Source organism: Micromonospora sp. A3M-1-15, from assembly GCF_024213425.1.
Lineage (GTDB): Bacteria > Actinomycetota > Actinomycetes > Mycobacteriales > Micromonosporaceae > Micromonospora > Micromonospora chersina.
In genome coordinates, this window is record NZ_JANAVK010000006.1 from 453,597 (window position 1) to 479,090 (window position 25,494).

The 25,494-nt window shown below is 74.9% G+C and carries 27 protein-coding genes; 6 read left to right on the plus strand and 21 right to left on the minus strand.

Annotation, left to right across the window (positions count from 1 at the left end; genetic code table 11):
- The first annotated feature begins 51 nt into the window (after positions 1-51).
- Positions 52-885: an alpha/beta fold hydrolase gene (locus tag NLX85_RS28380; RefSeq protein ID WP_254340225.1), complete on the plus strand. Its 834-nt coding sequence runs from the start codon at positions 52-54 to the stop codon at positions 883-885.
- A 65-nt stretch (positions 886-950) separates the two neighbouring features.
- On the opposite strand, the gene NLX85_RS28385 is transcribed toward NLX85_RS28380, so the two are convergent.
- The 12 genes from NLX85_RS28385 to NLX85_RS28440 form a co-directional block, all read right to left on the minus strand.
- Positions 951-2,306: a hypothetical protein gene (locus NLX85_RS28385; protein WP_254340232.1), complete on the minus strand. Its 1,356-nt coding sequence runs from the start codon at positions 2,304-2,306 to the stop codon at positions 951-953.
- Positions 2,307-2,309: 3 nt separating this feature from the next.
- Positions 2,310-3,275 carry an alpha-ketoacid dehydrogenase subunit beta gene (locus NLX85_RS28390; RefSeq protein WP_254340233.1) on the minus strand — a complete coding sequence of 322 codons (966 nt, stop codon included), beginning with the start codon at positions 3,273-3,275 and terminating at the stop codon, positions 2,310-2,312.
- Positions 3,276-4,247 (minus strand): thiamine pyrophosphate-dependent enzyme, encoded by a 972-nt coding sequence (locus NLX85_RS28395; protein ID WP_254340235.1) that lies wholly within the window; start codon positions 4,245-4,247, stop codon positions 3,276-3,278. It lies immediately after the preceding gene.
- Entirely contained in the window at positions 4,244-5,041 is a 798-nt protein-coding gene (locus NLX85_RS28400; RefSeq protein WP_254340237.1) for a DUF3050 domain-containing protein, read from the minus strand. The genes NLX85_RS28395 and NLX85_RS28400 overlap by 4 nt, the downstream gene beginning before the upstream one ends.
- A gap of 2 nt (positions 5,042-5,043) precedes the next feature.
- The gene (locus tag NLX85_RS28405; protein WP_254340239.1) at positions 5,044-5,967 is read right to left on the minus strand and encodes a phytanoyl-CoA dioxygenase family protein; all 924 of its coding nucleotides are present in this window, start codon (positions 5,965-5,967) and stop codon (positions 5,044-5,046) included.
- Positions 5,964-7,070 carry a 4-hydroxyphenylpyruvate dioxygenase gene (gene hppD / locus NLX85_RS28410; RefSeq protein ID WP_254340241.1) on the minus strand — a complete coding sequence of 369 codons (1,107 nt, stop codon included), beginning with the start codon at positions 7,068-7,070 and terminating at the stop codon, positions 5,964-5,966. The genes NLX85_RS28405 and hppD overlap by 4 nt, the downstream gene beginning before the upstream one ends.
- A gap of 65 nt (positions 7,071-7,135) precedes the next feature.
- A complete protein-coding gene (locus tag NLX85_RS28415) occupies positions 7,136-8,401 on the minus strand; it encodes a beta-ketoacyl synthase (protein ID WP_254340243.1) in 1,266 nt (421 codons plus the stop codon).
- Entirely contained in the window at positions 8,398-10,014 is a 1,617-nt protein-coding gene (locus NLX85_RS28420) for a class I adenylate-forming enzyme family protein (protein WP_254340246.1), read from the minus strand. The genes NLX85_RS28415 and NLX85_RS28420 overlap by 4 nt, the downstream gene beginning before the upstream one ends.
- Positions 10,011-10,514: a beta-ketoacyl synthase chain length factor gene (locus NLX85_RS28425; protein ID WP_254340248.1), complete on the minus strand. Its 504-nt coding sequence runs from the start codon at positions 10,512-10,514 to the stop codon at positions 10,011-10,013. Before NLX85_RS28425 ends, NLX85_RS28420 begins: the two co-directional genes overlap by 4 nt.
- Positions 10,511-11,656 (minus strand): beta-ketoacyl synthase, encoded by a 1,146-nt coding sequence (locus tag NLX85_RS28430; RefSeq protein WP_254340249.1) that lies wholly within the window; start codon positions 11,654-11,656, stop codon positions 10,511-10,513. The genes NLX85_RS28425 and NLX85_RS28430 overlap by 4 nt, the downstream gene beginning before the upstream one ends.
- Entirely contained in the window at positions 11,649-11,894 is a 246-nt protein-coding gene (locus NLX85_RS28435; RefSeq protein WP_091305853.1) for a hypothetical protein, read from the minus strand. Before NLX85_RS28435 ends, NLX85_RS28430 begins: the two co-directional genes overlap by 8 nt.
- On the minus strand, positions 11,894-12,157 hold the full coding sequence (locus NLX85_RS28440) for an acyl carrier protein (protein WP_091305851.1): 264 nt from the start codon (positions 12,155-12,157) through the stop codon (positions 11,894-11,896). The genes NLX85_RS28435 and NLX85_RS28440 overlap by 1 nt, the downstream gene beginning before the upstream one ends.
- 17 nt (positions 12,158-12,174) lie before the next feature.
- Here NLX85_RS28440 and NLX85_RS28445 point away from each other — a divergent pair, with 17 nt between their 5' ends.
- Positions 12,175-12,894: a 4'-phosphopantetheinyl transferase superfamily protein gene (locus NLX85_RS28445; protein ID WP_254340251.1), complete on the plus strand. Its 720-nt coding sequence runs from the start codon at positions 12,175-12,177 to the stop codon at positions 12,892-12,894.
- Here the strand turns inward: NLX85_RS28445 and NLX85_RS28450 are convergent.
- The gene (locus NLX85_RS28450) at positions 12,792-14,174 is read right to left on the minus strand and encodes a class I adenylate-forming enzyme family protein (RefSeq protein WP_254340253.1); all 1,383 of its coding nucleotides are present in this window, start codon (positions 14,172-14,174) and stop codon (positions 12,792-12,794) included. The genes NLX85_RS28445 and NLX85_RS28450 overlap by 103 nt on opposite strands.
- A 273-nt stretch (positions 14,175-14,447) precedes the next feature.
- On the opposite strand from NLX85_RS28450, the gene NLX85_RS28455 reads away from it, so the two are divergent.
- Positions 14,448-14,885, plus strand: a complete 438-nt coding sequence (locus NLX85_RS28455; RefSeq protein WP_254340255.1) for a GNAT family N-acetyltransferase — start codon at positions 14,448-14,450, stop codon at positions 14,883-14,885.
- Positions 14,886-14,897: 12 nt separating this feature from the next.
- On the opposite strand, the gene NLX85_RS28460 is transcribed toward NLX85_RS28455, so the two are convergent.
- The 8 genes from NLX85_RS28460 to NLX85_RS28495 are packed head-to-tail and all read right to left on the minus strand — an operon-like array spanning position 14,898 to position 22,600.
- Entirely contained in the window at positions 14,898-16,148 is a 1,251-nt protein-coding gene (locus NLX85_RS28460; protein WP_254340257.1) for a beta-ketoacyl synthase N-terminal-like domain-containing protein, read from the minus strand.
- Positions 16,145-17,413, minus strand: coding sequence for a beta-ketoacyl synthase (locus tag NLX85_RS28465; protein WP_254340258.1), 1,269 nt, complete (start codon positions 17,411-17,413; stop codon positions 16,145-16,147). Before NLX85_RS28465 ends, NLX85_RS28460 begins: the two co-directional genes overlap by 4 nt.
- On the minus strand, positions 17,410-17,817 hold the full coding sequence (locus NLX85_RS28470; RefSeq protein ID WP_091305838.1) for a cupin domain-containing protein: 408 nt from the start codon (positions 17,815-17,817) through the stop codon (positions 17,410-17,412). The genes NLX85_RS28465 and NLX85_RS28470 overlap by 4 nt, the downstream gene beginning before the upstream one ends.
- Entirely contained in the window at positions 17,814-18,524 is a 711-nt protein-coding gene (locus tag NLX85_RS28475; RefSeq protein ID WP_254340260.1) for an SRPBCC family protein, read from the minus strand. The genes NLX85_RS28470 and NLX85_RS28475 overlap by 4 nt, the downstream gene beginning before the upstream one ends.
- The gene (locus tag NLX85_RS28480) at positions 18,521-20,035 is read right to left on the minus strand and encodes an acetyl/propionyl/methylcrotonyl-CoA carboxylase subunit alpha (RefSeq protein ID WP_254340262.1); all 1,515 of its coding nucleotides are present in this window, start codon (positions 20,033-20,035) and stop codon (positions 18,521-18,523) included. The genes NLX85_RS28475 and NLX85_RS28480 overlap by 4 nt, the downstream gene beginning before the upstream one ends.
- Positions 20,035-20,514, minus strand: a complete 480-nt coding sequence (accB, locus tag NLX85_RS28485; protein WP_254340265.1) for an acetyl-CoA carboxylase biotin carboxyl carrier protein — start codon at positions 20,512-20,514, stop codon at positions 20,035-20,037. Before accB ends, NLX85_RS28480 begins: the two co-directional genes overlap by 1 nt.
- The gene (locus tag NLX85_RS28490; RefSeq protein WP_254340267.1) at positions 20,511-22,241 is read right to left on the minus strand and encodes an acetyl-CoA carboxylase carboxyltransferase subunit alpha; all 1,731 of its coding nucleotides are present in this window, start codon (positions 22,239-22,241) and stop codon (positions 20,511-20,513) included. Before NLX85_RS28490 ends, accB begins: the two co-directional genes overlap by 4 nt.
- Positions 22,238-22,600 (minus strand): TcmI family type II polyketide cyclase, encoded by a 363-nt coding sequence (locus NLX85_RS28495; protein ID WP_254340268.1) that lies wholly within the window; start codon positions 22,598-22,600, stop codon positions 22,238-22,240. The genes NLX85_RS28490 and NLX85_RS28495 overlap by 4 nt, the downstream gene beginning before the upstream one ends.
- A 433-nt stretch (positions 22,601-23,033) precedes the next feature.
- Here NLX85_RS28495 and NLX85_RS28500 point away from each other — a divergent pair, with 433 nt between their 5' ends.
- From NLX85_RS28500 to NLX85_RS28510, 3 genes are all read left to right on the plus strand, one after another.
- The gene (locus NLX85_RS28500; protein ID WP_256567595.1) at positions 23,034-23,897 is read left to right on the plus strand and encodes a BTAD domain-containing putative transcriptional regulator; all 864 of its coding nucleotides are present in this window, start codon (positions 23,034-23,036) and stop codon (positions 23,895-23,897) included.
- A gap of 94 nt (positions 23,898-23,991) precedes the next feature.
- Entirely contained in the window at positions 23,992-24,339 is a 348-nt protein-coding gene (locus NLX85_RS28505) for a TcmI family type II polyketide cyclase (RefSeq protein WP_254340271.1), read from the plus strand.
- 236 nt (positions 24,340-24,575) lie between these two features.
- Positions 24,576-25,487, plus strand: coding sequence for a helix-hairpin-helix domain-containing protein (locus NLX85_RS28510; protein WP_254340273.1), 912 nt, complete (start codon positions 24,576-24,578; stop codon positions 25,485-25,487).
- Positions 25,488-25,494 lie beyond the last annotated feature (7 nt).

A 25,494-nucleotide genomic window follows, 5' to 3' on the forward strand; every position in this document is an offset into this window, starting at 1 on the left:
CTGTAAACTGCAAACAGCGTTCGCGGTTTTGCGGGGTGGGAGGGAGCAGTCATGCGGCGGATCACGGCACCGGACGGCGCGGAGATCGTCCTGCACTCGACGGGCAACGGACCCGATCTCGTGGTGGTGCACGGGGGCGGGGTGACCATCCACGAATACCGGCGGCTCGCCGCGCGGCTCGCCGACCGGTTCACCGTGCACCTGTACAACCGGCGGGGCCGGGCCGACGCCGCGCCGCGGCGCGAGCCGTACACGGTGGAGCAGGAGATCGAGGACCTCGGCGCGGTGCTCGCGCACACCGGCGCCCGCCGTGCCGTCGGGCACAGCTACGGGGCGTTCGTCGTCCTGCGGGCCGCGCTCCGGCTGCCGCTGGAGCGGATCGCGGTCTACGACGCCCCGCTCCGGCTGGCCGGGCACGGCCTGCCGACGGCGTTCCTCGACCCGGCCGAGGAGGCGGTCCGGGCCGGGAACACCGCGCGGGCCCTGGCCATCGTGGGCGCGGCCGTGAACCCGCACTCCGCGGCCTCGAAGCTGCCGCTCGCGGTGCGGACCGCGATCTGCCGGGCGTTCCTGCGCACCGAGGTCGGGCGGACCATGGGCAGCCTGGTGGGGATGACGCTGGCCGAGTCGCGGCAGATCGAGACGTACGAGGGCCCGGCCGAGGACTACGCCGGGATCACCGCCGAGACGCTGCTCATCAGCGGCGCCAGGGCCGCGCCCTACTTCACCGAGATCAACCACCTTCTGGCCGCGGCGATCCCCCGCGCCCGGACCCTCCGCGTCCCCGGCAGCCCCCACAACGGCATCGCGGTGGCGCCCCCCGCGCTGATCGACCCCCTCACCACCTTCTTCACGGCCCCCACCTCCCCCGCCACCCATCGTTGATCAAGAAGTTTGCGTCGGGAATCCAGCCCGTCGAGACGCAAACTTCTTGATCAACAAAGCAGGGGTCAGTCCGTGAGGAGGACGCCGGTCATGAGGACGCCTCTTGCCAGGTTCAGGACACCCTCGCAGCCGGGGTAGCCGACTCGGGCCAGGGCGCCCGAGCCGGTTCTGCCGAACAGGTACGGGGCGAGGCTGTAGGGGACCTCCGCGCTGACCGTCTCCCCCGTCTCGATCTGCACGAAGTCCATGGCCACCCGGTCGGCCTCGTGGTAGCGCTGGAGGATGTTGCCGCCCGCGTCGATCGCGGCCCGGACGCCGTCCTCCCAGGCCACCGCGCTCATCTCCCGGCCGATGAGCACCCCGTGCCCGGCCGAGCCGCCGGCCGGCTTGGCGACCAGGTCGGCCTGCTCGGCGAGGGCCCGGTCGAGCTGGTCGGCGGTGAGCGCCACGGTGTGCGGGACGTAGCGGCGGACCAGCGTCCGGTCGGTCTCGGACAGCAGGTCCAGGTCGGCCCAGAGCCAGGCGTAGTTCACCTTGTTGCTGAGCAGCCAGGCGGCTGTGCTCACGAACATCGGCAGGGTGCCGGCCGCGAGGGCACCGGCCACCGCCTCCAGACCGGCGCTGGGGGTGACCCGGTTGGGCACGAAGAGCCGGAACAGCGCGTCCACCGGGGCGCCGCCGACCACCAGCCGGCGGTGCTCGTCCAGGGTGGCGGTGGAGACGGGGGCGATGACCAGGTCGATGCCGAAGCGCTTCGCCTGGTCGGCGAGCGGGGAGAGGATCCGGATGAACGTCTCCGGGTCGTCGAGACCCGGGTACTCGGCGTCGAAGTCCATGAGCAGCGCCACCCGGGCGCCGTCGGGCAGGCCGAGGGTGTCCCGGATGGCCACGAACCGCTGGTCGAGCAGGGACGGCGCGGGCCGGACCGGCAGGCCGTCGAGCAGGCCGTGCTGCCGGTAGAGCTCGGCGTACCGGTAGATTACCGTGTCGGCGTCGAAGCCGCCGCCGAGGCTGCTGTCGATGTTGTACTCGACGATGCACGGCACGCCGCCGGAGAACAGCACGTCCGGCCGGTACGCGGCGAGCAGCCCCTCGTGCAGCGGCTCGTCCTCGTCGAGCAGCCGGGTCTCCCCCTCCGGCACGTCGAGCAGCCGGCGCAGCTCCCCGGCGGTGCGGGCCCGGCGTCGGCACGCCTCCAGGATGAGCTGCGCGATCCGGTCGGAGACCTCGTTCAGCTCGCGGAACGCGTCGGCCGTGAGCACGGGGGGCCGGGCCAGCCGCCACTGCTTGTTGTACGTGGCCCGGCCGTGGAAGATCTTCTCCCAGGCGCCGGCGCCGGCCGCCACCATCGCCGTACGGGTCGGCTCGGGCAGGTCGGTCCACGCCTGCCCGGCGGGCGGCCACGGGTAGTTCGGGTCCATCGTTCATCCGTCCTTACAGGTCAGTTGGATGGCGGCGGTGAGCTGGTCGCGGCCGGGTTGCACGGCCCGGTCCAGGGCGGGCGCGAAGGGCAGCACGGCGCCGTCCGGGCGGGTGACCCGGCGCGGCGGCGCGGCGAGCGGGACCCGCTCGACCACGGTGGCGATGATCTCGCCGGCGATCCCGCAGGACCGGTTGGAGTCGTCCACCACGACGAGGCGTCCGGTGCGGGACACCGAGTCGAGCAGCCCGTCCCAGTCGAACGGGTACAGCGTGCGCGGGTCGAAGACCTCCACCGAGACCTGGCCGGCCAGTTCGTCGGCGACGGCCAGGGCGTCGTGGACGAGGTGCCCGACGGCGGCCACCGTGACGTCCGTGCCCGGCCGGCGCACCACGCCCCGCCCCAGCGGCACCGGGGCGAGGTCGGCGACGTCGGCCCGCAGGTCGAGCGCCCCGGCGGGGGCGAAGACCACCACCGGGTCGTCGCAGCGGATCGCCGAGACCAGCAGCCCGTACGCGTCGGCCGGGGTGGCCGGCACCACGGTGGTGACGCCGACGTGGGCGAAGAGGCTGTACGGGTGGTCGGAGTGCTGCCCGGCCCAGCCGGTGCGGGAGCCGGAGCCGGGCACCAGGTAGGTGACCGGCACCGCGCACTGCCCGCCGGTCATCAGCGGGAACTTGTGCGCGTGGTTGACGATCTGCTCGAAGACCAGGAAGAGCAGCGAGGGGATCTGGAATTCGATCACCGGCCGCGCGCCGGCCAGCGCGGCGCCGGTGGCGAAGCTGGTGAACGCCTGCTCCGACAGGGGCGTGTCGAGCACCCGCTCCGGGCCGAACTTCTTGAGCAGGCCGGTGGTGACGTTGGCGGCGGCGACCCGGATGTCCTCGCCGAGCAGGAAGACCGACTCGTCGCGGGTCATCTCGTCGGCGAGCGCCCGGGTGAGCGCCCTGCGGTAGGAGAGCCGGGGCATTCAGCCACCTCCGGTCCGGGCGGTGAGCCCGCTGGCGTACAGGTGGTCGAGGGCGGCGGCGGGGTCGGGCGCCGGGCCGGCCAGCGCGAAGTCCACCGCCGCGGCGAGGGTGGCCTCCACCTCCGCGTCGACCGCCGCGCGGACGTCCGCGGGCAGCCGGTCGCCCTGGATGAGCACCGGGTCCCGGCGGCGCGCCGCCGCGACCTCCTCGGGCGGGCGGTAGTCGAGGCGTACCCGGTGCTCGAAGGTGTGGTGCGCGTCGAACCGGTAGGTGCGGGCCTCGACCAGCTCGGGGCCGCCGCCGGCGCGCATCCGCGCGACGGCGGCGGCGGTGACCTCGCGTACCCGCTCGGGGTCCTGGCCGTCGACGGTGGCCGCCGGCATCCCGAAGGCGGCGGCGCGGCCGGCGATGGTGCCGGCGACCGCGCCCTCGACCGGCATGGTGGTGGCGTAGCCGTTGTTCTCGCAGACGAACAGCACCGGCACCCGCCAGAGCGCGGCCAGGTTGAACGCTTCGAGGAGCATCCCCTCGTTGACCGCGCCGTCGCCGAAGAAGGTCGCCCCCACCACGTCGTCGCCGCGCCGCCGGCGCGCCCACACCGCCCCGGTGAGGATCGCGCCGGCGGCCCCGACGATGGCGTTGGCGCCGAGCACCCCGACGCCGAAGTCGGCGGCGTGCATCGACCCGCCCCGGCCCCGGTTGAGCCCGGTGACCCGGCCGCACAGCTCGGCGAGCATCCGGGCCGGGTCGGCGCCCTTGGCCAGCACGTGCCCGTGCCCGCGGTGGGTGCCGGTCACCAGGTCCGCGGGTCGCAGCGCCGCGCAGACCCCGGCGGCGACACCCTCCTGACCGAGGTACGGGTGGATGCCGCCGACGATCTCCCCGGCGTCGACCAGCTCGATCGCCCGCTCCTCGAAGCGGCGGATCAGCCGGACCGTCCGGTAGAGCCGGACCGGGTCGGAGTCGGTCACGCCGGACGCCCCTCCTTGACGGCGGCCAGGATGTCGTCCCAGAGCTGGGCGCGGGCGGCGAGCGCGGCGTTGACCGTGTCGGCGCACTCCTGCCACTTCGTGTCGTCGTCGCCGCAGAGGTCGGCGAGCATCTGCATGGCCATGGGGGTGTGCTGCTCACCGTCGACCTCGATGTGCCGCTCCAGGTAGTCGACGAACGTGTCGAGCCGGTTGCTGCGCTCGTTGACCGCGACGACCTGGGTGAACATCTCCGGGATGAGGTCCTCGCGGCCGAACGCGAACGCGGCCGCCTGGCAGTGCACCGGGGTGCTCTCGATGATCCGCCAGGTGGTGGCGGCGAACGCGGCCGAGGGCGCGGGCACCCCCGCCTCGGCCAGCGCCCCGGTGACCGGCCGCCCGGCGCGCAGCAGGTCGACCAGCCGGTCCACCGCGCCGGTGTCCGCGCCGGCCTCCCGCATGCCCCGCACGTAGAGCTCGAAGTGGCTGATGTAGCCGTCACCCAGCTCGTCGCTCTCCTCGACCATGACGATGTCGTTGATGAGGCGGCGGCTGCCGGTCGGGCCGGTGGGGATCCACGGGACGGTCACGCAGGTGAGCTGGCGCTGCAACGACTTCAGCAGCGACATGAAGTCCCACACCGCGAAGACGTGGTGCTCCATGAACGTGACAAGCGCGTCGTGGGTGTCCAGGTTGGCGTAGAGCGGGTGCTTGACCACCACGTCGCGGCGGTCGGTCACCGCCCACTCCAGCCGCTCGATGCCCGGGTGCGTCCTTCCCCAGTCGTACCGTGACATGGTCAGCCTCCCTGCTGGGCGCGGTGGCGCCAGATGACCGGGCAGAATTCGGGGTCCGCGTAGTCGGGCCGGTCCTCCGGGGTGCGGCGGACCAGCACGTCGTGGTTGTACGCGGCGAGCGTGCCGTCGGAGAGCGGATACTCCCGCCAGGCGTTGGCGCCGTCCTGCAGGTGCAGCGAGACGGCCTGGCGGGGCCGGTCGCTGACGTTCGGGCCGCTGCCGTGGTAGACGCGGCAGTGGTGGAAGCTCATGTGTCCCTTCGGGATCACCATGGGGATCTTCCGGATCTCGGCGTGGTTGTGGGCGGCGTTCTCGGCGAGCATGGCTTCGAGCTGGTCGCGGTCCCGGTCGGCGAAGTGCCGGACCACGGTGTCGTCGGCGCCGATCTCCCGCCACCGGTGCGAGCCGTCGACCACGGTGATGGTGCCCATCTCCTCGCCGCAGTCGTGGAACGGGATGAACGCGGTGAGCATGTTCTCCGAGGAGGACGACGCCCAGTAGTGCTTGTCGAAGTGCCAGGGCACGATGTTGGACGGCTCGCCGGAGATCGGCGGCTTGTGGATGAGCGTGGACTGGAAGACGCGGATCTCGTCGGCCTGCGCGAGCCGGGCGGCGACCGCCCCGATCAGCGGCTTGCGCAGGATCCGGCCGAGGGCGTCGTGCTCGTAGTGCACGTAGTCGTTGTGCCGCTGCACGTCACCCCTGGCGGGCTCCCAGTAGGCCAGCTTCGGCGGGCGGACGGGCAGCCGCCGGTCCCGTTCCCCGGCGTAGTAGCGGTCGGCCGCCGCGACGAGGGTGTCCACCTCATCGTCGGTGAGCAGCTTCCTGGACAGGTACCAGCCGTGCTCGGCGTAGTGCCGCACGTCCTCGTCGGACGGCAGCAGCGCCTCCTCCTCGGCGGTCAGTGCCGGATGTGTGGTGGTCATGCCCGAACCCCTCCTGCCGTCCCGGCCGCGACGGCGGGGGTCGCCCCCGCCGCGGCCAGTTCGCGTTCCTTGGCCTCGTAGAGCGCCTTGATGTTGCCGCTGCCGAAGGTGCGCGCCCCGCGCCGCTCGATGAGTTCGAGGAAGAGGGTGCGGCGCACGTGCATCGACTCGGTGAAGATCTGGAGCAGCTGGCCGTCGTGGTCGGAGTCGACCAGGATGCTCAGGTCGCGCAGCCGGTCCAGCGGCGCGTCCACCTTGCCGACCCGCTGTTCCAGGTCGTCGTAGTAGGCCCCCGGGGTGCCGGCGAAGCGCACCCCCCGGCCGGCGAGGGCGCCGACCGCGGTGACGATGTCGTCGGTGCGCAGCCCGAGGTGCTGCACCCCGGCGCCGGCGTGCCAGCGCAGGAAGTCCTCGATCTGCCCGGGCCGCCGGCCGGTGTCCGGCTCCAGCAGCACCAGGGTGACCCGCCCGGACGGGCTCTGCACCACCTTCGAGTTCATCGCCTGCCCGGCGACCTCGATGTGCTCCTCGAAGATCTGCGCGAAGCCGAAGACCTTCTCGTAGTGCCCGATCGTCTCGTCGAGCTTGCCGGGCGGCACGCAGACCGCCAGGTGGTCGATCTCGGCGAGCAGCGGGGCGTCGCCGCCGCCGGGCACCGGCTCGATCGCCCCGGGCAGGAACGCCGTCCGGTCGCCGCGCCGCTCGACCAGACGGTGCAGCACGTCGCCGAAGCCGCCGACCTCGGCGGTGACCACCTCGGCGTCCGCGCCGGTGAAGGTGCGCGGCGCGGTCACCCCGGTCGCACCCCGGGCCACCAGCTCCGCGTACGCCTCGGCGGCGTCGTCGACCTCCAGGGCCACCACGGCGATGCCGTCGCCGTGCCGGTGCACGTACGTCGACGCCGGGTGCTCGGCGGTCAGCCCGGTGGTGAGCACCATCCGGACGGCGGCCTGTTCGAGCAGCAGCGAGCGCTGCCCGGCCAGCCCGGTCTCCGGGCCGCCCTGGCCCCGCAGCCGGAAACCGACGGCGGTGTCGAAGTAGAAGGCGGCCTGCCGGGCGTCCCCCACGTGCAGTTCGATGTGGTCTATGCCATTGATGTCCATTGGTAGCCTTTCCCCCTGTTCCCCCCGTGACTGCGACCCGGGCGTGCGCCCGGGATGGAGTCCGATCAGCCCGCCGCGGCCGGCGCGGCGGCCCGCCGGGCGGATCCGGCCACCCGGCGCAGCAGCAGGCTGACGTTCTGGCCGCCGAACCCGAACGAGTTGGTCAGCGCGTGGTCGGCCCGGGTGGCCCGGGGCGCGGCGCGGACGTGGTCCGCCTCGCAGTCCGGGTCCGGGTCGTCGAGGTGGTAGGTGGGCGGGAGCAGCCCGCGCCCGAGGGCGAGGGCGGTGGCCGCCGCCTCCAGCACGCCGGAGGCGCCGAGCAGGTGCCCGGTGAGGGCCTTGGTGGAGCTGACCGGCACCCTGCCGACGCCGAAGACCTCGGCGAGGGCGGTGGTCTCGGCGATGTCGCCGAGCTTCGTGCTGGTGCCATGCGCGTTGACGTAGCCGACCTGGGCCGGTTCGACGCCCCCGACGGCCAGCGCGCGGCGCATGCACGCCGCCGCCCCGGCGCCGTCCGGCCGGGGCGCCGTCGGGTGGTACGCGTCGGTGTTCACCCCGTAGCCGGCGACCTCGGCGTAGCCGGTGACCCCCCGGGCGGCGGCGTGCCCGGCGCGTTCCAGCACCAGCAGCGCCGCCCCCTCGGCCAGCACGAACCCGTTGCGCCGCTTGTCGAACGGGCGGCTCGCCTCGGTGGGCTCGTCCCAGCCGCGGGCCAGGGCCCGGGCGTTGCCGAAGGTGTCGGCGAAGGTCGGGAACAGGGGCGCCTCGCTCGCCCCGCACACCACCACGTCGGCCTCGCCGGACCGGATGAGGCGTACCCCGTCGGCCACCGCCTGGGCGCCCGAGGCGCAGGCCGTGCCCACCGAGGAGCTGTAGCCGCGGATGCCGTGGGCGATGGCGATCCGGGCCGACGGCATGTTCGGCAGGATCCCGGTGAGCAGGTACGGGCTGACCGCCGCCCGGCCCCGCGCGGCGCGCGCCAGGACCTGGCTCTCCAGGGTGGACATCCCGCCGACCCCGCCGACGATCACCCCGATCCGGTCCGGGTCGACGTCCCGGCCCACCTCGATGCCGGCGTCGGCGAGCGCCTCGGCGGCGGTGAGGAGGGCCAGCAGCACGATCCGGTCCAGCACCTTGGTCTCCGGGCCGGAGGCGACGGTGCGCGGGTCGATCTCCGGCAGCACGCCGGCCACCTCGAGGCTGTCCCGCGCCGGGTGCCCCTCGGGGGGCCGGCGCAGCCCGGACCGGCCGGTGGTGAGCGCCGTGAAGGTCTCCTCGACGCCCCGGCCCGCCGGGGTGAACAGCCCCATGCCGGTGATGACGGCGCTCATGACGGCGACTCGCTGAGATAGCGCTCGCGCAGCGCCACCTTGCGGACCTTGCCGGTCACGGTGACCGGGATGTCGTCGGCGCGGACCGGCACCACCCGGCGCAGCGTGGCGGCCAGGTCCGGCCCGAGCGCGGCGCGGATCCGCGCGGCGCGGTCCTCGGCCGGGTCCACCCCGGCGGCCAGTTCCAGCAGGACATCGGTCACCACCGTGCCGCCCTCGGAGACGATCACCACCGTGCAGTCGGTGAGGTCGGCGCAGGCGGCGAGGATCCGCTCCTCGGACAGCGCCGTGAAGAACCGCTTCCCGTCGCCCGACTCGACCGAGTCCACGGCCCGGTCCAGGTGGTAGTAGCGGCCGTCGGCGTCGGCGTGGACCAGGTCGCCGGTGAGGTACCAGCCGCGCAGCCGGGACCGGTAGGTGGTGACCGAGTCGTTCCAGTAGCCGCGGAACAGCGACGGCGAGTCGATGCCCAGCCAACCGACCTGCCCGGGTGGCAGCTCGTTGCCGTCGAGGTCGAGCACCGCCACCTTCGTGAACCGGTAGGGGCGGCCGACGCAGCGGCCGTACCGGTCGGTGTCGACGGTGTGGGTGATGTGGAACATCGAGTGCCCCATCTCGCTGGAGCCCAGCCCGTCGATGAAGACCGAACCGGCCACCCGGGTCACCCCGTCGCGGGTCATCACGTCCCGCGAGCCCACCTTCACCAGCCGGCGCACGTGCGGCTCGTGCGAGCAGTCGCCGGTGTTGAACCACAGCCGCACCGAGTCCAGGTCGTACGCGGACAGGTCGAACCGGGCCAGCTCGGCCCAGGTGACGGAGAACCCGAACACGCCGTCCGGCCGCCAGCGCTGGATCGCGTCGAGCACCCGTTCCCCGCCCTGCTCGGAGAGGAGGTACATCTCCGCCCGGTTGCCGAGCGCCTGGTTGACCATGAGCACGGTCGCGGTGTGCGGGGCGGGCAGCGCGTTGAGGATCCGGGTGGTGCCCTGCGCCTGCGGCATGGCGAGCAGGTGCCGGGTGGCGGCGAAGAGGCTGGCGTGCGAGTGCAGCACCGCCTTCGGCACCCCCGTGGTGCCCGAGGTGTGGGTGATGACGATCGGGTCCTCGTCGTGGTGCCGGTAGTGCGGCGGGGCCGCGGCCGGGTCGCCGCCGCCCGCCTCGGCGGGCTCACCGAGCAGGGGCGCCCCCAGGTCGTGCCCCTGGAGGGCCTCGGCGTGCGCGGCGTCGGCAAGCACCCCGGCGGCACGCAGCCGGCGGATGTACTCGGCGGCGATCTCCGGGCGCAGCCTGCCGTTCATCAGCGCGGGGATCGCGCCGAGCCGGGTCAGCGCCAGGAACGACAGCACCATGTCGGCGGCGGCGCCGGCCCAGACGGCGACCGGGTCGCGGGGCCGCACCCCGCGCTCGTGCAGCCAGGCGGCCCGGGCGGCGACCATCTCGTCGAGCCGGCCCAGGGTCAGCGGGGTCTCGGCCGGGTGGCCGTCGACCGCGGTGTCGAAGGTGAGTCCCGGTCCCGCCGGGTCGGCACCGTGGGCCAGCACCCGGGCGAGCACGTTCCCCGCGCCCACCTCGGTGTCGGCCGCCAGGGCGCCGCGCAGTCCCCTCGTCCTCATTGACGTGTTCCCTCCCCCAGCAGCACCGCGGTCGCCTCGCCCGGCGTACCGTCCGGTGCCTGTTCGATCAGGACCAGCAACGCCTGCGCGGCGTCGCCGTCGTACAGCAGCAGGTCCGCCTCGGCGGCGCCTTCGGCCCGGGCGTCCCCCGTGGGGCTCAGGCACACCACCGGCCCGTCCAGTCCCCAGCGCGCCGCGACGTGCCCGGCCACGCTGTTCGGCACCGACTGGAAGAAGAACAGCGGACCGACCCGGCCTCCGGCCTCGACCGTGGTCCGGACGTGCGCGGCGCTGGCCCGGTCGCCGCTCGCGCTGACCAGCACCACCGCCGTCCGGTTCCCGGCCGGCAGCGGCCCGTCCCCGTACCGCGCACGCAGGCACCGGTCGGCGACGGCCACGACCAGCGGGGCGAACCCCGAGTGCACGAACCCCGGCACCCCCGGCGCCGCCCCGTCCCCGCCCTCGTCCCACCGGGCCTCGGCCAGCACCTCGGCGGTCACGGCGCACTCACCAGGAGGGCCGTGTTGGCGCCGCCGAAGGCGGCGTTCAGGGTCAGGGCGTGCGGCGTCGGCGCGGGGCGCGGCGCGTCGGTGATGACGTCCAGCGGGCAGGTCTCGTCGGGGCCCAGCCAGCCGGCGTTGACCGGCAGCTTGCCGTGGCCCAGGGTGAGCACGGTGACCACCAGTTCGAGCAGCCCGGACGCCTCCAGTGCGTGCCCGTGCACCGACTTGGTGGAGCTGACCGGGACCCGCCCGGCCGCCGCGCCGAACACCCGGCCCAGCGCCGCCGCCTCGGAGGCGTCGCTGTACGGGGTGCCGGTGGCGTTGGCGTTGACGTAGCCCACGGCCGCGGCCGGCAGCCCGGCCCGGCGCAGCGCCGCCTCGACCGCCCGGGCCAGCCCGTGCCCCTCCGGGTGCGGCTGGCACGGGTGGTACGCGTCGCCGGCCCGCCCCCAGCCGGCCACGGTGGCCAGCGTCGGGGCGCCCCGCGCGGCGGCGGCGCGGGCCGACTCCAGCACCACGGCGACCACGGCGTCGCCGAGCAGCAGCCCGTGCCGGCCGGCGCTGAACGGGCGGACCGCCCCGTCGGCGGCGAGCGCCCGGCCGGCGTCGAAGAGGGCGTACTGGTCCGGCTCGACCAGGTAGCCGGCCGCGACCACGACCCGGTCCAGGTCGCCCCGGCCGATCAGGGTCGCGGCGTCGGCGACCGCGGTGCTCGCCGACACGCAGGCGGTGGTGTAGGTGCGGGTGCGTCCGCCCAGCCCGCAGCGGCGGGCCAGGTGACCGGCGAGCGCCGGCACCTCCGGCGCGGCGTCGGTCCCGCCCGCCGGCCCGGCCGGCTCCGGCAGCGAGAGCGGGCCGCCGTGGGTGGCCAGGAACAGCGCGGCGCCGGCCCGGTGCGTCCGGTCCACGCCGGCCGCCCGGCACGCGCGGTCAACGGCGTCGGTCAGCTCGTCGGCGAGGGTGCCGACCTCCGGCAGGGTGGCCGCCACGGTGACCCGGCGGCCGGTGGTGTCGAAGCGGCGCACCGGCGTGAACGCCGGGGCGCCGGCGAGCACCCCGGCGAGCAGCGCGTCGGCGCCCCTACCCAGGGCGCTGATCGCGTGGACGCCGGTGATCCGTACAGGCTCCCGCTCAGCCATCTGCGGGAGCGGTCAGCGAGGTGTGGAACACCGCAAGCGCGTCGTCGACGGTGCGGATGCCGGCGAGCTGGTCGTCGGTCAGGTCCAGCCGGCGGTCGTAGCGTTGCTCGACGAGGTGCACCAGCCAGGCCAGCTCCATCGAGCCGATCCGGTCCGGCACCTGGTCGACGGGTTTCGCGGTCAGTTCGGCGAGCATGCTCACCAGGTCAGCTCGCCCCAGGTCGGGCTGACCGGTCATCAGGAGTTGTCGCTGTTCGCGGTCACCCGGTCGGCGACCATCGTGGTGAACTCGCCGACCGTCATGAGGGCCAGCTTCTCCGACTCGTCGTCGTCGAACTTCAGGCCGTACCGGTCCTCGACGCGGACGGCGAGGTCGGCCAGGGCCAGCGATTCGAGGTCGACGCCGGAGGGGCCGAGGGTGGTGTCGTCGTCGATGTCCTCGACGTCGTAGTTCATGTCGGCGAGCTGCTCGATGACGAAGGTGCGGACCTCGTCTCGCATGGCGTTAACCTCTTTCCGTGAGCCAGCTACCGGTGCCCGGTCGGGACACCGTGTACGTGTGGACCGGCCGCGCCGCCGACGACCAGCGGGAGCTGGCGCGGCGGCTGCTCAGGCGCGCGGGTGGCGCGTTGCTCGGCCGGCCCGAGGCGGAGATCGGGGTGGGACGGGCGCCCGGCGGACGCCCGGAGGTGCACGCCGGCGACGGGCGGATGCTGCCGGTCAGCGTCAGCCACGTCGACGGGGTGGTCGTGGTGGCCGCCCGGGCGGGCGGACCGGTCGGGGTGGACGTGGAGCGGCGCCGGCGGCTGCCCGCCACGGCGCTGGCCCGGCGCTGGTACGACCCGGACGAGGCGGCCTGGCTGGCCGCCCGGGACGAGGCCGGCCGGGAGCTGGACTTCCTGCGCCTGTGGACGGCCAAGGAGGCGGTCGGCAAGGCGCTCGGCACCGGCCTGCGCGACGGCGGCCTGCGCCGCCGGATGCCCCCGCCGGACGGCGGCGGCGAGCTGCTGCGCCCGGTCCCCGGCTGTCCCGGGGTGCGGGTCGGCCATCCGGCCGGCGAGGTGGGCCTGGTGCTCGCCGTGGCGGTCGTCGGGGCGGCCGGCCCGGTCGAGGTCGTCCTCGAACAGCGGGCCGGTCATGACGCCGCGTCCCGCAGTGCCGTCGCGGAGCGGACCAGCTTGCCGGTGGTGGTGCGGGGCAGCTGGTCGAGCAGGTGCAGGGTGCGGGGGCGCTTGTAGCCGGCCAGACGCTCGATGAGCAGCTTGTCCAGGGTGTCCTCGGTGAGCGAGCCGTCGGTCTGCACGTAGGCGGTGATCCCGTCGTTCCAGACCACCACGGCGGCGGTCACCCCGGGCAGCTCGGCGACGGTGGCCTCCACCTCGGTGAGGTCGACCTTCATGCCGCCCACCGAGACCTGCGAGTCCAGCCGCCCCTTGATGGTCACCAGCCCGGTGCCCGGGTCGACCACGCCGGCGTCGCGGGTGTGCAGCCAGCCGTCGGCCCAGCGGGTCGGGTCGGCCAGCCCGACGTACGGGTTGGCCGGGCAGCTGACCCAGAGTTCGCCGCCGGACTCGCGGACCCGGATGCCCGGGGCGGGGGCGATGGCGGGCCGGTGCGCGCCGTACAGGTCGGTGCCGATGACGCCGACCTCGGTCATCCCGTACATGTTGCCGAGCGGGACGCCGTAGCGGTCGGTGAAGGCGCGGGCCACGGCGGCCGGGACCAGCTCACCGCCGGTGGTCATCCGCCTGAGTTGCGGCAGCGGCCGGGACGGCACGGTGGAGGCCAGCAGGCCGATGTGGAACGGCACGCCGAGCACGGTGGCCGGGCTGTCCTGGGCGGCGACGGCGGCGAGGATCGCGTCGCCGCTGAGCCGCTCCGGCGGGCACAGCTCGACGCCGGCGTGCAGGCCGTAGAGCAGCCCGCCGACCAGGCCGAGCACGTGGACCATGGAGGGCAGCAGGATGATCCGCTCGCCGGGCAGCGCCACCCCGTCGATCCGCGTGTAGCGGCGCACCTCGGCGACCAGGTCCTCGGCGGTCCGGCCGATCACCTTGGACGGTCCGGTGGAGCCGGAGCTGAGCTGGATCACCGCGTGCGGGCTGCCGGCCGGGCGGTCCGAGTACGAGGTGACGCCCGCGGTGACGTCGACGAAGATGCGCAGCGCGCCGCCGCCGGTGCGCACCGGGGCCACCACCACCTGCGGAGTGAGCCGGCGCAGGGCCCCGTCGACCTCGTGGTCGGTGAGCCGGTGGTCCAGCAGGATCGCCTGGGCGCCGGTGCGCCAGGTGGCCAGCAGGTGCACCACGTACGCCAGCGACGGGGGCAGCCGCAGCGCGGCGGCGCCGCCGGGGCGCAGGCCGGCGTCGGCCAGCCGGGTCTGCGCCTCGCCGACGAGGCGGCGCAGGGTGGCCTTGTCGACCGGCTCGGGCAGGCGGAGACAAATGTCGGCGGGACGCCCGGTGAACAGAATGTCGTCCACCCAACCATCCACTGTCGACGCAGGATCTCCCGCCATAGGATGTGCTGTCACGACCGCCCACCGCCCAGCCTCGAAGTGGGCGAAATCCGCCCAACAGGTGCGTTCTCCGGGGTGCTGACGGAACAGTACGACAGCCGTTCCACGCATTGCTACATGCAAATGGCTAGATCAATAAGAGCGGCTGGGCGGATTGCTCAGGCTCGATCGGACAGGCAGTATCGGCTCCACGCCGGCTCGGTACCCCGCCGGCCGCTCGACGCTGTGCTCGGCGGCGTGCGGTGCGGTCCGGCGGGTGTCTACGCTCGGGGCATGTTCCGTGCGGCCCGGCCCGACGACTTCGCGCAGATCATCCGCCTCTACCGGCAATTGCAGCCCGACGATCCGCGCTTGACCGACGGGTCCGACGAACGGGCCTTCGCGCAGATCCTGAGCAATCCGGCGCTGCACCTGTTCGTCCTCGAACTGGACGAGCTCGTCGTCGCCACCACGTACCTCAACGTGATTCCCAACATCTCCCGATCGGCATCGCCCTACGCCGTCATCGAGAACGTCGTCGTCGAGGAATCGCGGCGCGGCACCGGCCTGGGCAAGCAGATCATGGCCGGCACGCTCCAGGCCGCCTGGGACGCCGGTTGTTACAAGGCGATGCTCATGACGGGCTCGCGCCGGCCCGCGACCCATGCCTTCTACCGGGCCTGCGGGTTCTCCGGTGACGTCAAGACGGCGTATCTGGCCCGGCCGTCCTGACGCGGCGCCCCGTCACGTCTCGCCCCCCGCCGGCGGGGGCGCGGCGCCGCGCAGCACCACCGCGCTGTTGAACCCGTCGAAGCCGCGCGCCCCGACCAGGGCGATCCGGCTGCGCGGCGGGCGCGGGCGGCGCAGGAACGTCAGCTCGCAGCCGGGCGCCGGCTGCTCCGGGCCGGCCGAGGCGGGCAGCAGGCCGTGGTGGAAGGCGAGCAGCGCGGTGGCCGCGTCCAGCGCCGAACCGCCCTGGTGGGCCCGGCCGGTCAGCGGCTTCTGCGTGGTCACCGGCGGGGTCGTGGCGCCGAAGACCGCGCGTAGGGCGGCCGCCTCGGCCCGGTCGTACGCGGGAACGCCGAGCGCGTCCGGCCAGATGACGTCCACGTCGTGCGGGCGGACCGCGGCCCGGTCCAGGGCCAGGCGCAGCGCGCGGGCGTAGTGGGTCGGGTCGGGGCCGGCCTCGGGGTCGGTCGGGGCGGCGTCGTGGGTGGCCGCCCAGCCGGTGATCTCCCCGTAGATCCGGGCGCCCCGCGCGAGGGCGTGTCCCAGTTCCTCCACCACGAAGACGGCGCCGCCCTCGGCCGGCACGTACCCGCCCGCGGCGGCGTCGAACGGCCGGTACGCCAGCTCCGGGTCGGCGACGTCGCTGAGCAACCCGGAGCGGAGCTGGCAGGCCAGCGCGTACGGGCTGAGCGGGCACTCGGTCGCCCCGGCCACCACGAGCGGCGTGCCGCGGCGGATGGTCCGCACCGCGTGGGCGAGGCTGTCCAGCCCGCCGGCCGACTCGGAGACGGTCACCCCGCAGGGTCCCTTGAGCTGGTGGCGGATGGAGAGCTGCCCGACGCTGGCCGCGTAGAACCAGGCGATCGACTGGTACGCCCCGACGGTCCGGCTCGGCCCGCCCCAGAGCCGTTGCAGCTCCTTCTGCCCGAACAGGTTCCCGCCCGAGGAGCTGGCCAGGGTGACCGCCCACCGGTACGGGTCGGGGGCCTCCTCGGGCAGGCCGGCGTCGGCGAGCGCGAGCCGGGTGGCGGCGAAGCCGAGGTGCGTCCACCGGTCGGTCTGCACCCGCTGCCGGGTGTCGGTGAACCCGGACGGGTCGAAGTCGGGCACCTCCCCGGCGACCCGGGTCGGGTAGCCGGCCGGGTCGAACAGGGTGATCGGCCCGGTGCGCCGGGTGCCGGCGAGCACCGCGTCCCAGTGCGCATCGGCGCCCACGCCGGTGGGCGCGACCACGCCGATGCCGGTCACCACGGCCCGGGCGGTCACGGGTGCACCGCCAGCCGGCGGAAGATCATCGCGGACTGGAAGCCGCCGAAGCCGCTGCCCACCGACAACGCCACGTCCACGGGCACCTCCCGGGCCTCGTTGGGCACGTAGTCCAGGTCGCACTCGGGGTCCCGGGTCGTCCAGTTGGCGGTGGGCGGGACCACGCCGTACTCGATGGCCAGCGCGCAGGCGGCCATCTCGATCGAGCCGATCGCGCCGAGCGAGTGCCCGACCATCGACTTGATCGAGCTGATCGGCACCCGGTACGCCGTCGCGCCCAGCGCCCGCTTGAACGCGGCGGTCTCGTGCCGGTCGTTCTGCCGGGTGCCGGAGCCGTGCGCGCTGACGTACGACACGGCGGACGGGGCGAGCCGGGCCTGGCGCAGCGCGTCGGTGATCGCCACGGCCATCTCCGCGCCGTCGGGGCGCAGCCCGGTCATATGGAAGCCGTTGCTGCGGCTGGCGTAGCCGGCCACCTCGCAGTAGACGTGCGCGCCCCGGCGGCGGGCGTGCTCGGCCTCCTCCAGCACCAGCACGGCCGCGCCCTCGGCCAGGACGAAGCCGTGCCGGTCGGCGTCGAACGGCCGGGAGGCGTGCTCCGGGTCGTCGTTGTCGGGGCTGGTGGCGCCGATGGCGTCGAACGAGGCGACGGTGACCGGGGAGATCGGCGAGTCGGCCGCCCCGGCCAGCACGATGTCGGCCTCGCCGTCGGCGACGAGCTGGTGGGCGTAGCCGATGGCGTCGATGCCGGAGGTGCAGCCGGTGGAGATCACCTGCGCCGGGCCGTGCAGGCCGTGCCGGCAGGCCACGTCGGCGGCCAGGCTGCTGGGGATCAGCGCCTGGTACAGGTACGGCCCGCCGAGGGTGTGGTCGACCAGCCAGTTCCGGCCGGAGTCGCTGACCCGCACGTACTCCTTCTCCAGCGCCATGGTGCCGCCCACGGCGGTGCCGAGCACCACGCCGGCGCGTTCCCGCTCGGCGTCGGAGAGGGTCAGGCCGCTGTCGGCGAGCGCCTCGGCGGAGCAGGCGAGGGCGAACTGCACGTACCGGTCGGCGCGCTGCCGCTCGGCGAGGGTGATGCCGGCGGCGTCGGGGTCGAAGTCGCACTCGGCGGCGATCTGCGAGCGGAACGGCGACGGGTCGAAGAAGCTGATCCGCCGGGTGGCGGTGCGCCCCTCGGTGATGGTCTTCCAGAACCGGTCCCGGGTGGCGCCGCCGGGGGCGACGACGCCGACGCCGGTGACCACGGTGCGCCGGCCGGTCACGACGGTTTCCGGGGTGGTGGGGCGCCCTCGGTGTCGACGTGGCCGAGTTCCGGGCGGGGGGCGAGCGGTCCGAGGTGGAAGACCACCTCGGCGGGCTCGTCGCCGGTGTTGCGCAGCCGGTGGCGTACGTGCCGGGGCACGAAGAGCGCCTCCCCGGCCGCCACCGGCACGGGACGGTCGTCCAGGTCGACGGTGATGGCGCCGCGGGCGACGTAGAGGAACTCCTCGCTGTAGGGGTGGTAGTGCTCGGCGATCCGCTCCCCCGGCGCGAGGGTGGCCACCCCCATAAAGCCCGAGGTGCTGCCGACGGTCTTCGGGCCGAGCAGCACCCGCAGCTCGCCGCCGCGCCGCCGGTCGGCGGTGACGTCGTGGACGGAGACGCGGGCGGTACCGGTGTCGGTCATCGCGCGCCTCCCGCGTACGCCCGCTCGATCCGCTCCCTGATGACGGCGAGTTGGACCTTGCTGTTGTTGTTGATCCGCTCGGTCATGCCGGCGTTGTCGGCCGGCGCGGTGGGCTTCATGGCGAAGTCCTGCACCCAGGTCATCCGGGTGCCGCCGGGGATCTCGTCGTAACGCCAGTGGATGCGCATGTACTCGAACGGGCCGGTCTCCACCCGCCGGGCGTGCACCTCGCGGGTGGCCGGGTCGGCGGTGCGTTCGCTGACCCAGCTCCACGACGTGCCGTTCTCGTCGGGGTGCATGGTGAGCCGGAAGCGGACCGTGTCGCCCTCCCGGTGCAGGATCTCGGCCGCCGCGTACTCGGTGAACAGCTCGGTCCACCGGGCGACGTCGTTGGTGATCTCCCAGACCAGCGGCAGCGGGGCGGCGATGTCGACGGCGTTCTCGGTGTGCCCGGGCGGCGGGTCGGTCCGGCGGGCCACCAGGTCGGCGACGCCGGCGATGCTGAGCTGCCCGGCCTGCTCGGGGATCTTCACCCGCCACCGGTCGGCCACGACCGCGGAGAGTTCGAGCAGCGCCAGCGAGTCCATGCCCAGCTCCTCGAGGCTGGCGGCCGGGGTGCGGGCGGCGGCGTCGGCGTCCAGGCCGCAGTGGGTCACCAGGATGTCGGTGATCTCGTTGGCGAGCGGGCGGTCGGGGGCGACGGTCATGGGTTCCTCCAGGCGTTCGGGCCGGCGGCGGGCACGGCGGTGACGGGGGTACGGCCGGCCGGGTCGGCGTCGGCTCGGATGTCGGGCACGGGGGCGGGCTCGGCGGCCGGGACGACATCGGCGACCGGCGGGGCGTCGACGGCGGGAGGGGCGCCGGCGGCGGGCGGGTTGAGCAGGCGGTCGACCAGGGCGGTGGTGTGCCGCCCGGCGCGGAAGGCGGCGTCGCGCAGCACGCGCCGGGCGAACGGGATCGTGGTGCGCACCCCCGGGCCGGCCACCTCGAACTCGCCGAGCGCCCGGTCGAGCCGGTCCAGCGCGCCGTCCCGGTCCGGCGCCCAGACCGCCACCTTGGCCAGCAGCGAGTCGTAGTGCGGGCTGACCAGGTAGCCGACGTGGCCGTGGGTGTCCACCCGGGTGAACGGGCCGCCGGGCGGCCGGAAGCGGTCCAGCCGGCCGGGCGCGGGGGCGAAGTCCCGGTCCGGGTCCTCCACGTTGACCCGGCACTCGACGGCCACCCCGCGCAGCCGGACGTCCTCCTGCCGCAGGCGCAGCGGCGTGCCGGCGGCCACGTGCAGCTGCTCGTGGACCAGGTCGATGCCGGTGACCAGCTCGGTCACCGGATGCTCCACCTGGATCCGGCAGTTGATCTCCAGGAAGTGGCAGCGTTCCGCCTCGTCCACCAGGAACTCGACCGTGCCGACGCCGGTGAACCCGACCGAGAGGGCACCGCGCAGCGCGGTCTCCGCGAGGGTGTCCAGGGTGGCCGGGCGCAGCGCGGGGGCGGGCGCCTCCTCGATCAGCTTCTGGTGCCGGCGCTGCACCGAGCAGTCCCGGGTGCCCAGGTGGATCCCGTTGCCGTAGTTGTCGCAGAGCACCTGCACCTCGACGTGCCGGGCGTCGGCCAGGTACCGCTCGACGTACACCCGGTCGTCGCCGAAGGCGACCTGGGCGGCGGCGCGGGTGCGGGCGTACGCGCGGGGCAGCTCGGCGGCCGAGCGGACCACCGTCATCCCGCGCCCGCCCCCGCCGGCGGCCGCCTTGACGATCACCGGGTAGCCGACCTCGGCGGCCACCGCCAGGGCCTCGGCGGCGGTCGGCAGGGTCCGCACGCTGCCCGGCGGCAGCGGCAGGCCGGCCCGGCTCATCAGCGCCCGCGCGGTGGACTTGTCGGCGAGGGCGGCCATCACCTGCGGCGGCGGGCCGACGAAGGTGAGCCCGTTCTCCGCGCAGATCTCGGCGAAGTCGGCGTCCTCGGAGAGGAAGCCGTAGCCGGGGTGCACGGCCTGGGCGCCGGTCTGCCGGGCCGCCTCGACGATCGCCGCGGCGTTCAGGTAGCTCTGCCGGCTGGACGCCGGTCCGATCCGGACGGTCTCGTCGGCCAGCCGCACCGGCAGCGAGTCGGCGTCGGCGCTGGAGTGCACCACCACCGTCCGGACACCCAGTTCCCGGCAGGCACGCAGCACGCGCAGCGCGATCTCGCCGCGGTTGGCGATCAGCAGCTTGTCGAACATCAGCCGTCCCGTCCGGTGAGCGGTTCCAGGGCGATCAGCGGCTGGTCGTACTCGACGGGCTTGCCGTCCTCCACCAGCACCTCGACCACCCGTCCGGCCTGGCCGGCGGTCACCTCGTTCATCAACTTCATCGCCTCGACGATGCCGACCACCTGCCCGGGACGGACCACGTCGCCGACCGCCACGAACGGCGCGGCGCCGGGCTCGGGCGACCGGTAGAAGGTGCCCACCACGGGCGCCCGCACCGCCGGCCGGTCCGTCATGGGCGCCGCCGCCTCGACCCGCGGCGCGGGGGCCGGGTCCACCTCGGCACGCGGCGCCGGCGCCGGCCGGGCCGGGTGGTGCCACTCGACCTCCAGCACGGTCTCGCCGCTGCGCAGCCGTACCCGGCGGACCGGGCCGGCCAGCTCGGCGACCAGCTTGCGGGCGTGCCGGCTCAACCCGTCCAGCACCTCCTCGGGCCCGGCGTCCCCACTCACGGCGCCACCTCCGTACGCGTGCCGTTCCGGAGGACGTCGCGCTGCGCGGTCCCGTCCGCGGACCGGGCCGCGCCGAAGCGGCGGAACCGCTGCCGGCGGCGGCGGACCAGGGTGGCCGGCGGCACGGCGAGCAGCGGGGCGAGGTTCGCCGTCACGGCCCGGCCCAGCAGCTCGGCCGCGCCGGCCGGGTCGCCGTGGGCGGCGGGCCGCGGCTCGGGCACCACCTCGTCGACCACCCCGAGCCGGCACAGGTCGGCGGCGGTGAGCCGCAGCGCCCGGGCGGCCTGCGGGGCGGCCGAGCTGTCCGGCCAGAGGATCGCGGCGCAGCCCTCCGGGCTGATCACCGAGTAGACGGCGTGCTCCAGCATCAGCACCCGGTCGGCGACGGCCAGGGCGAGCGCGCCGCCGCTGCCGCCCTCGCCGGTGACCACCGCGACGACCGGCGTGGGCAGCACGCTCAGCGCGAGGATGTTCTCTGCGATCGCGGCGGCCTGGCCCTGCTGCTCGGCGTCCACGCCCGGGTCGGCGCCCGGGGTGTCCACGAGGGTCACCACCGGCAGGCGGAGCCGGGCCGCCAGACGCATCAGCCGCAGCGCCTTGCGGTGACCGGCCGGGCTGGCCATCCCGAAGTTGCGGGCCACCAGCTCCGCCGTGGTGTGTCCCTTCTGGTGGCCGATCACCATGACGGGCCGGCCGTCCAACCGCGCCACCCCGCCGACGACCGCCGGGCAGTCCGCGCCGAGCCGGTCACCGTGCAGCTCCACGAAGCCGTCGAAGGCGGTCTCCAGGTAGTCCAGGGTCGTGGGCCGGCCGGGGTGCCGGGCCGTGCGTACCGTCTCCCAGGCGTCGCGGGCCGGGCCGGGCGCGGGGGCGGGCGCGGCCGGTCGCGGCGCCGGCTCCTGCCGGGGTACGGGCACCCGCCGGCCGGCCTCGGCGGCGGCGAGCAGCGCGGTCAGCCGGCCGCGCAGCGCGTGCCGGGGCACCACGAGGTCGACCTGGCCGTGCCGGAGCAGGAACTCGGCGGTCTGGAAGCCCTCCGGCAGCGTGGCGCCGGTGACCTGGCGGATCACCCGGGGGCCGGCGAAGCCCAGCCGGGCGCCGCTCTCGGCGAGCACCACGTCGGTGTTGGTGGCGAAGGACGCGGCCACCCCGCCGAACGTCGGGTCGGTGATGACACTGACCGTGAGCAGCCCCGCCTCGCGCAGCCCGGCGACGGCCTGGCTGACCGTGGCCATCTGCATGAGCGACAGCGCGCCCTCCTGCATCCGCGCCCCGCCGGAGGCGGTGACCAGCACCAGCGGCACGGCGTCGGCCAGCGCCCGCTCGGCGGTCCGGGTGATCAGCTCGCCGACCGCGCAGCCGAGGCTGCCGCCGAGGAAGCGGAAGTCCATCACCGCCAGGGCGACCGGGTGGCCGCCGACCCGGGCGGTCCCGCAGACCACCGCCTCGTCCAGGCCCGTGCCGGTACGGGCCGCGCCGAGCCGGTGCGGGTAGGGCAGCGCGTCGACGAACCCGATGGGGTCGACCCGTACCGCCCGCTCGGGCAGCGGGGTGAACGAGTCCGGGTCGACAAGCTGCGCCACCCGGTCCGGCGCGTCGAGCCGGGCGTGCGAGCCGCACTCCGGGCAGACGTCGAGGTTGCGCCGCAGGCGTTTGCGGTAGAGCAGCGAGGAGCACCCGTCGCAGCGGGACCAGAGCTGCTCGTCCCGGGGCGCGGTGGTGGTCACGACCGCCGCCCGAGCGCGTCGTATCGCTGGGACTGGCGCCCCGGGGCGTCGTACCGGTAGAAGCAGTGGGCCATGGCGTCGCGGGGCGAGCGCCAGGTCGGCAGGTACGGCGAGATGTACGGGCGCAGCCGCTCGCTGACCCGGACGAACTCGGGATGGCCGCGCGCCTCCTCCACCGCGCCCTGGGCCGGCTCCTCCGTCTCCAGGAGATGGACGTAGAGGTCGTGCAGCCGGTAGAGGGAGCGGTGCCGGACGCCGATCAGGCCGGGCAGTTCGGTCGCGTCGGACTCGGCGAAGATCTCGGCGACCCGATCCTCGGCGGTGGGCACCACCTTGGCGACGATGAGCGAGCGGTCCATTGCGCAGCCTCCCCTGGGTGCGTCCCGGTGCGTGGCGACCGGTCTCGCCGGACGACTGGCGCCACGGTGCCGCCGGCACCGTCAACGCGGCGTCAACCGGCCACCATCGGCCCGGGAAGTCCGTGACGCTGCGTTGACGCAAGCTGTGCGCCGGCTATGGGAAGATCAACTGACCCGAATAGATGGCGACACTTTTTCGCAGTTCACAGCCGGTTCGTCCGGCCATTACGGACGGTCAGCAAACCAACGCCTCGTTGACGCAGAGTAACAAGTGTTGATATCCTCCGTACCGGTCAGCCCGGACACAGCGGGCTTTCTCCGCCACGGCGGAGCCGTTCCGACACCGGCGTCGCGGCAGCCGAGCCGGGCACAGAGGACGGTCGGGACGAGGGTTCCGGTGCAGGGGGGTGCGCCCGTGTCCGGTGGATCGAGAATGCCCACGGCGGGAGACCCCGCCCCACGGGTGTCGCTGCACCTGCTCGGCGGGTTCCGGCTGCTCCACGACGACGTCCCGGTGGTGGTCCCCCGGGGCCTGCAACGGGTCATCGCCCTCATCGGGCTCCGCCCGGGCGCCACCCGCAGCCACCTGGCCGGACTGCTCTGGCCGGAGACCCCCGAGGACCGGGCGCTCTCCTCGCTGCGCACCGCGCTGTGGCGGCTCCGGCAGGACCCCTGCTGCCCGCTGTGCACCGACGGCGACACCGTCCGCCTCGGCGCCACCGTCCACCTCGACGTCGACGAGCTGGTGGCCACCGCGGCCCGGGTCCGCGACGGCGAGGCTCCCCGCGGCGCCGCCGGCGCCGGCCGGCACGACCTGCTCCCCGGCTGGTACGACGACTGGGTGCTGCTGGAACGCGAACGGCTGCGCCAGCTCCGGCTGCACATGCTGGAGGAACTCGCCGGCAACCACCTCGCCGCCGACCGCCACGGCGAGGCCCTGGAGGCGGCGCTGGAGGCCATGGCCGCCGAACCGCTGCGCGAGACCCCGCACCGCCTGGTGGTCCGCATCCACCTCGCCGAGGGCAATGCCTTCGAAGCGGTGCACGCCTTCTACGTCTACCGCGACCTGCTGCTGCGCGAACTGCGCCTCGAGCCGTCCCCGGCCATGTGCGCCCTGCTCGACGAGACCCTCGCCCCGATCCGGCGGGCCACCCGGCAGGCCCCCCAGCGGCGCGCGGACCGGAGCAACGCCCCCGGCCGCCCCGCCGGTTCGGCGCCGCGCGGCCCGACCGCGCCCACGACACCGCACCCCCGCTCACCGTCACCACCGCCATCAATGTCCCCGGGCGGGCCGTGACGGCCAGGTGACAGCCGGCCCGGCAGGGTGGGCCGCACGGTGACCGACCTCCTCGGCCGGGGTCGGGACACCACGAGCGGCGAGAGGGGTCCCGATGAGTCGACTGTTGGTCGTCAGCCGGATCGTGCCGGGGGCGCAGGGCCGGGTGGCACAGATCTTCGCCGAGTCCGACGCCACCGAGCTGCCCCGCCTCACCGGCGTGCGGCACCGGTCGCTGTACTACCTGCACGACCTGTGCGTGCACCTCATGGAGACGGTCGCCGTCGACCCGGACCTGGCCGCCGAGGTCCGCGACAACCCGCTCTACCAGCAGGTGAACGAGCGGCTGTCGGCGCACACCTCGCCGTACCTGCCGACCTGGCGGTCCCCCCGCGACGCCGTGGCCGGCTGCTTCTACAGCTGGGACGCGGCCGACCTGCCCGCGCCCCGGCGGATCTGCTGAGCGTCACCGCACCGAAGACCGGGGCGTCCCGGACCCTCGAACGGCACCAGGGTCCGGGGCGCCCCTTCGGCGACCCCGCCCGCCACACGCTCGGTCATCTCACGGCCACCGGCCGGCACCGCCGCGTCCCACCGGCGTCGGCAGCCGCCGACCTCCCTGTCGCCCAGCGCGTACGTGTGCGAAGCTGCCCCCGGTTTTCTCGCGATTGTCGTTCACGTACATAGGAGGAGGTTGGCATGCCGTCGAGCTTCGGGCAGTGGCTGGTTCTGATCCTGGCCCTGCTGGTGGGCCTGGGCATCGGGTGGGTGGTGAGCGGCCGCCGGAACGCCGCCGGCACCGGTACGCCCACGGTGGAGGGTGCCGCCGCCCCGGCGCCCGAGGTGACCGCCACGGTCGACCAGGAGCGGCCGGAGGCCGTGGTCGACGAGGTGCCGGCGCCCGCCGCGGTGACCGAGCAGCCGGCCCCGGTCGACCAGGACGCCGCCCCGGCCGCCGCCACGCTGGCCGCCCAGGCCAGCACCCTGCCGTCCGCCGAGCCCGCGTCCGCCGAGTCCGCGGCCGTCGAGCCTTCCGCCGTCGAGCCGGTGGCCGTCGAGGAGCCGGTCCGGTCCGAGGAGGAGCCGGTCCGTCCGGTCGCACCGGTCGAGGTCGCCGCCGAGCCGGTCGCCGTCGAGCCGGTCGCCGTCGAGGAGACCGAGCCGGTCCGGACCGCGCCGGAGCCGCTGGCCGCCGACGCGGAGCCGGCCGCGAGCCCGGCCGCCGAGGCCGAGCCGGTGGCCGTGCCCTCCGAGCCGGTGACCGTGGAGGCCGAGCCGGTCGCCGAGGCCGAGCCGGTCGCGCCGGTGGCGGTGCCCGCGCCGCGCGCCGCGGCCGAGGACGCCGCTGCGGTCCAGGTGGACGCGCCGGACGACTTCCGGCGGATCCAGGGCATCGGGCCGAAGCTGGCCGCCGCCCTCCAGGCCGCCGGCATCCGCACCTACCAGCAGCTCGCCGAGCTGGACGAGGCGGCGCTGCGGGAGACCGTCAAGGCCGCCGGCCTGCGCGCCGCCCCGGGCCTGGCGACCTGGTCGCAGCAGGCGAAGGTGCTGGCCGGCGCCCGTGCCGACGCCGAGCGGGTGCTCCCGGTCGGCGCCGGCGACGACGCCTGATCCGACG

Coding starts and splice junctions, on each gene's coding strand:
- NLX85_RS28405 (WP_254340239.1), bottom strand. CDS start 5,967: ATGACCACCACACATCCGGCACTGACCGCCGAGGAGGAGGCGCTGCTG.
- NLX85_RS28430 (WP_254340249.1), bottom strand. CDS start 11,656: ATGGCTGAGCGGGAGCCTGTACGGATCACCGGCGTCCACGCGATCAGC.
- NLX85_RS28390 (WP_254340233.1), bottom strand. CDS start 3,275: ATGCCCCGGCTCTCCTACCGCAGGGCGCTCACCCGGGCGCTCGCCGAC.
- NLX85_RS28435 (WP_091305853.1), bottom strand. CDS start 11,894: ATGACCGGTCAGCCCGACCTGGGGCGAGCTGACCTGGTGAGCATGCTC.
- NLX85_RS28415 (WP_254340243.1), bottom strand. CDS start 8,401: ATGAGCGCCGTCATCACCGGCATGGGGCTGTTCACCCCGGCGGGCCGG.
- NLX85_RS28385 (WP_254340232.1), bottom strand. CDS start 2,306: ATGGACCCGAACTACCCGTGGCCGCCCGCCGGGCAGGCGTGGACCGAC.
- NLX85_RS28420 (WP_254340246.1), bottom strand. CDS start 10,014: ATGAGGACGAGGGGACTGCGCGGCGCCCTGGCGGCCGACACCGAGGTG.
- NLX85_RS28400 (WP_254340237.1), bottom strand. CDS start 5,041: ATGTCACGGTACGACTGGGGAAGGACGCACCCGGGCATCGAGCGGCTG.
- NLX85_RS28380 (WP_254340225.1), top strand. CDS start 52: ATGCGGCGGATCACGGCACCGGACGGCGCGGAGATCGTCCTGCACTCG.
- NLX85_RS28510 (WP_254340273.1), top strand. CDS start 24,576: ATGCCGTCGAGCTTCGGGCAGTGGCTGGTTCTGATCCTGGCCCTGCTG.
- NLX85_RS28480 (WP_254340262.1), bottom strand. CDS start 20,035: ATGTTCGACAAGCTGCTGATCGCCAACCGCGGCGAGATCGCGCTGCGC.
- NLX85_RS28450 (WP_254340253.1), bottom strand. CDS start 14,174: ATGGCGGGAGATCCTGCGTCGACAGTGGATGGTTGGGTGGACGACATT.
- NLX85_RS28470 (WP_091305838.1), bottom strand. CDS start 17,817: ATGACCGACACCGGTACCGCCCGCGTCTCCGTCCACGACGTCACCGCC.
- NLX85_RS28475 (WP_254340260.1), bottom strand. CDS start 18,524: ATGACCGTCGCCCCCGACCGCCCGCTCGCCAACGAGATCACCGACATC.
- NLX85_RS28440 (WP_091305851.1), bottom strand. CDS start 12,157: ATGCGAGACGAGGTCCGCACCTTCGTCATCGAGCAGCTCGCCGACATG.
- hppD (WP_254340241.1), bottom strand. CDS start 7,070: ATGGACATCAATGGCATAGACCACATCGAACTGCACGTGGGGGACGCC.
- NLX85_RS28495 (WP_254340268.1), bottom strand. CDS start 22,600: ATGGACCGCTCGCTCATCGTCGCCAAGGTGGTGCCCACCGCCGAGGAT.
- NLX85_RS28505 (WP_254340271.1), top strand. CDS start 23,992: ATGAGTCGACTGTTGGTCGTCAGCCGGATCGTGCCGGGGGCGCAGGGC.
- NLX85_RS28500 (WP_256567595.1), top strand. CDS start 23,034: ATGCCCACGGCGGGAGACCCCGCCCCACGGGTGTCGCTGCACCTGCTC.
- NLX85_RS28455 (WP_254340255.1), top strand. CDS start 14,448: ATGTTCCGTGCGGCCCGGCCCGACGACTTCGCGCAGATCATCCGCCTC.